This is a genomic window from Neobacillus sp. CF12 (assembly GCF_030348765.1).
Lineage (GTDB): Bacteria > Bacillota > Bacilli > Bacillales > Cytobacillaceae > Neobacillus.
The window spans coordinates 1-4893 of record NZ_JAUCEU010000001.1 but is presented as its reverse complement, the minus strand read 5'-3'; the positions used below and the strand labels follow the sequence as shown (position 1 = coordinate 4893).

Sequence of the window (4893 nt, the reverse complement as noted above, 5' to 3'; positions counted from 1 at the left end):
TAGCTTTTATAAAAAGCTAAAAAATTTTTGTTGACGTTCTTGTTTGTTTAGTTTTCAAAGAACAATTTTGCTAGTTTAATAGCAGCAGAAAATATAATATCATATTCACCTTAAAAAAGTCAACATATTCTTAATTTTAGTTAAATGTTTGACTCCCTCTCGAAGGGAACTTTTATATAATATCACCTTATTTACAACTGTTTCAATAGTAATATCTTCCAATAATAAAAACGCGTGGAATTCTCCACGCGTCCTCATATACCGGTCCTAAGACATAATCCTCTTTTCCCCTTCAATCGCTTGGATTGGATTAATATTTTGTGTAAATTCCAGGGTTCCAATGTATTTACCACTCTCATCCCTAACAGCAAAATAACGGATGTATACGTATTTATCACGGAACTTGATCCAGAAATCTTCCGTATCCTTTCTGCCTGCTTTGAAGTCTGCTAGCAATTCCTCCACTACGTGTACACTTCTTGGTGGATGACAATTTTGAACCGTTCGCCCAATAACAGCCTTAGTACGGGCAAAAATTCTTTCTTTTCCATGAGAGAAGTAACGTACTACATCGTCTTGATCAATGAAAGTCAGGTCCACAGGTAAGTGATTTAATAACAACTCTAATTGTTTTAATGATAATATCCCTGTTTCCATTTTAATATATCCATCAGAGATTGCTTTTTCCTCCAATGCATGCCTTTCGGGCTTCCATACTTCAGTAGGTGCGATCAAGCAATACCCAATTTCATCACTTTCACGTGCTATTTTTACCCATTCATCTTCGGTAAAATTGTTCAATGCCATCGGAAAAAGAATGTTTTCTTCTCTGTAAATCATAGTGATAACTTCTTGAATAACAAAATTTAAAACTTCAATTACTGCTTGCTTGTCCCCGTTATATGAAGCTAACTTTTGTCTTGCATCTTTAATTGCATCACGGATAAAGTCGTTGATGCGCCACATGTTGTTTGTTGGTCCATAAATTCCGTATGTTTCTAAATAAGGGAAAATTAAATTTTCTTTCCGGCTATAGTGCTTATCGATATCGAGCAATAGATTGATATCTTCTAGAAGATTAATTACATTATCCTGACTATCTTCCAACTCAAACTGCTCCAAATGAACCTGAAGTTGAGTATTTACTAATTTATCTAATTCTTTATTTTCTAATATAAAGATGTGTATAGGATGACCTGGTTGTTCCTCTGGTTTATTTGTTTTTTCTATTTCTTCAATAGAGCCTTTAAAAATTTCTGTGTGTTTTGCATGCAAACGATGTATTTCTTCTACTGAGAGGTCACCAAAATCATGCTGCAGCTGGGAAATTTCATCGATGGTAATTTTTCCGATAAACGCATCAAAATGTGCTTTTACCTCTTTTACATTTTTTTCTTCATGAAGATCTTTAAAGATTTGTTTTAGAATCGCTTGTCGTTTATTTGTATTTGTTGTTTGTTGTTCACGATTATTAATTAGTTCACTCATAGGTATTCTCCTTCGCTAGTTACTCTGATTAAATGGTAATTGATAATAAATCTCATACATAAAATAACACCTTTTTAAAAATCTGATTGTGATTAACATCATTGGTACCGAAATAAACTTAAAAAATGTGATAAATTTAAGAACGAATTATGAACAGAGAAATTGACAGCGATTTTTTTCCGTGTTATATTTATCTCGAATTAAAGATATTTAGTTTCAAGGAATTAATCAACCCATGTCCTGAGGAGTTTATCGGGCTTTAAAGGGAAATATAATCGAAGACATATTAAATGGAGGAATAATCTTGAATAACTTAAAAGGCATACACCATGTAACAGCGATAACGAGCAGTGCCGAGAAGAATTATGAATTTTTCACCTATGTATTAGGAATGCGTTTAGTTAAGAAAACTGTAAATCAAGATGATATACAAACCTATCACTTGTTTTTTGCAGACGACACAGGGAGCCCAGGGACAGATATGACATTTTTTGATTTCCCCGGTATTCCAAAAGGCGTTCATGGAACAAATGAGATTTCAAAAACTTCATTCCGTGTACCTAGTGACGCTGCAATAGATTATTGGGTAAAGCGCTTTGATCGATTAAACATACCCCATATCGGAATAAAAGAACAATTTGGCAAAAAAACCTTGTCGTTTGTTGATTTTGATGATCAACAATATCAATTGATATCTGATGAAAACAACAAAGGAGTTGCTGCAGGAATTCCATGGCAGAACGGTCCAATTCCATTGGAATACGCAATTACCGGTTTAGGCCCTATTTTTGTACGAATTGCTAACTTTGATTACTTTAAAGAAATGATGGAAAAGGTACTGCTTTTTAAAGAGATAGCTCAAGAAGGAGCCTTTCACTTATTCGAGGTAGGTGAAGGTGGAAATGGTGCACAAGTAGTAGTGGAATACAACGCGGTCCTGCCACAGGCACTACAAGGATTCGGTACGGTTCACCACGCAGCATTCCGGGTTGAAGATCGTTCTGTTCTAGATGAATGGGACAAACAAATGCAAAGATTTGGATTACAAACATCTGGGTTTGTCGATCGGTACTTTTTCGGGTCTCTATACTCAAGAGTTGCCCCTCAAATATTATTTGAATTTGCAACAGATGGTCCTGGATTTATGGGAGATGAACCTTACGAAACCCTTGGCGAAAAGCTATCTCTTCCTCCATTTTTTGAATCAAAACGTGATCAAATTGAAAAATTGGTACGTCCAATTAACACCGTAAGAAGTACCATTAAATTTAAAAAAGAATAGAAATTGAGCGGAGCCGGTTGGACTCCGCTTTTTTCTGTGTGAAGTATGGAGATTCCTTTAAAAATGAAAAAGTGCCAGGCACGGGAGGCAGCTGGCACATATGTTTGATTATAGTGTTGTAATGATAGGTCCATTTTTTGTAAGGATGATGGTATGTTCGTATTGCGCTACATAACTTTCTTCAGTTACATAGGTCCAATCGTCACCTTCTACTTGAAAAACTTCCTCTTCTTTCGTGGAGATAAAAGGTTCGAATGCGATTACCATACCTTCCTTTAGTAGTTCGTCATCCCATGTATCATGATAATTATAGATATGATCTGGGGCTTCATGAATTCTTCGACCAATACCATGTCCTGTTAGATTCATGATAACCGTCAATCCATGCTGACGTGCCGTTTGGATGACTGCTTTTCCAAGTCCACTCTTCTTTGAACCGGGTTTTGCTTTCTTAAGCCCTGCTTCAAAAGCCAATTTTGCAACATCACAAATTTTGGTTAGAATCTCTTCACCTTTACCTACAACAAATGAAATACCTGTATCGGCAAAATAACCATTCTTTGAGCCTGACACATCAATATTTACGATGTCACCTTCTTGAATGACCCTCTTACCTGGGATTCCGTGTGCCACTTCCTCATTGACACTGATGCATGTGTATCCAGGGAAATCATACTCACCTTTTGGAGCAGAAATTGCACCTTCCTTTTCAAAAAGCTTTCCAGCTATTTCATCAAGTTCTTTTGTAGTTATACCAGGTACCGTTCTTTGTACCAACTCATCTCTAATTTGGGCACAGATTCTGCCGATTTCTTTCAACGCTTGAATATCTTCTTCTGTTTTTGCTATCATGTGTTTTCCCTACTTATCATATTAATATCGTTGTAAACTTTCCATTCTTATATTTTAGGCTTACTTATAGTAAAAATTCAAGTATGTTTCCTTAGTTATATAAAGTAGATGTTTCCTAAAAACTATCCTTCTTGATACCAGTGGGCAGGCATTACTATTGTAGTTGGTAATTTAGTATGTTTATTACCCTTTGCCGCATTTACTTGAGCCTGAGTAAGAAAGATACTCCCTATAAGATTAGCTCCACTGATATCTGCATCTCTAAAATCCGCACCGATGACATCACTCCATCTTAAATCCGCATTTCTAAGGTCAGCAGCAATTAATAAAGCACCCCTAAGATTAGCTCCCTTTAGATCTGCACCTCTCAATTTTGCGCCTAAATAATCTATTGGCCGTCGTGTATTTTTCTGTTTTTTGGTTACTTGAGCCCGAACCAATTCACTCGTACGAATCAGTAATTCATTTATCTTCACTCTATGTTCCGCTACATCAATTGTTAGTATAAATCCTGGACTTTTAGAGGTCAGATTTTCTGTTACTTCGATACTATCTTGTAATTCTTTATGGATAGATTTTGAAACTTCTAAGGAGAGTGCCTCATTTAAATACCAAAGCATTTCGTGAAGTTGTTGGATAATCGGATACACGTTAAACATCTCTTGCGCAATATCTTTACTCGTGCGCCAATCCATCCCTTTATATGTGAATTGGGATACCTTTTGGCCAGCGCCAAAACATTCATAAGCCGAACAGCCACGAAACCCTTTATTCCTAAGGTCCTTATGTATACCACATTGATAATTAGATTGTAAATTGTGGCAGGGAGTACCCCCGTCTTTATCAGAGGCGAAATCAGCTGATTTTGCATAAGGTAAGGCGACACAACACAAACCAAAGCAATTTTTACAGTCAGCACGTAAATTTTTAAGAGTATCGTCTTCTACTGTTAGGGTATTTGACAATTGGAACACTTCCTTCTATTAAAAAAGACTAGCTTTATTTTTCTTTTGAAAATTTTAACTAGATACTATATTACCACAGTAGGTGACAATCCGTCTTTTCTCCACCTATATTCGGGTTCATTATGAAATCTTTAAGAATCGTTCCCTTTATCTAAAAAAAAAACACAATACCATGGTGCGATTCTCGGGCTATCGAACCCTATATCCTTAAAAGTGCGTCTCACAGGCACGAATTTTCTGCTAACACTGCGACAACACAAAAAAAACACACCCCTTATCAGGTTGTGTTTCGTTTTGCCTGGCAAT

General features: G+C 36.2%; 4 protein-coding genes. 1 reads left to right on the top strand and 3 read right to left on the bottom strand.

Going from position 1 to position 4893, the window contains the following annotated elements; all coding sequences use genetic code 11:
* Positions 1-267 precede the first annotated feature (267 nt).
* Positions 268-1488: a DUF438 domain-containing protein gene (locus QUG14_RS00020; protein WP_289338383.1), complete on the bottom strand. Its 1221-nt coding sequence runs from the start codon at positions 1486-1488 to the stop codon at positions 268-270.
* 304 nt (positions 1489-1792) lie between these two features.
* Here QUG14_RS00020 and QUG14_RS00015 point away from each other — a divergent pair, with 304 nt between their 5' ends.
* Positions 1793-2770, top strand: a complete 978-nt coding sequence (locus QUG14_RS00015) for a ring-cleaving dioxygenase (protein ID WP_289338382.1) — start codon at positions 1793-1795, stop codon at positions 2768-2770.
* 108 nt (positions 2771-2878) lie between these two features.
* Here the strand turns inward: QUG14_RS00015 and map are convergent, their stop codons facing one another.
* Both map and QUG14_RS00005 read right to left on the bottom strand, forming a co-directional pair.
* Positions 2879-3622, bottom strand: coding sequence for a type I methionyl aminopeptidase (gene map, locus QUG14_RS00010; protein ID WP_289338381.1), 744 nt, complete (start codon positions 3620-3622; stop codon positions 2879-2881).
* A gap of 122 nt (positions 3623-3744) precedes the next feature.
* The gene (locus QUG14_RS00005; RefSeq protein WP_289338380.1) at positions 3745-4587 is read right to left on the bottom strand and encodes a pentapeptide repeat-containing protein; all 843 of its coding nucleotides are present in this window, start codon (positions 4585-4587) and stop codon (positions 3745-3747) included.
* Between the last annotated feature and the right edge of the window lie 306 nt (positions 4588-4893).

Bases quoted from the DNA above. Each gene is read 5' to 3' on its own strand.
- QUG14_RS00020 (WP_289338383.1), bottom strand. From the start codon at position 1,488: ATGAGTGAACTAATTAATAATCGTGAACAACAAACAACAAATACAAAT.
- map (WP_289338381.1), bottom strand. From the start codon at position 3,622: ATGATAGCAAAAACAGAAGAAGATATTCAAGCGTTGAAAGAAATCGGC.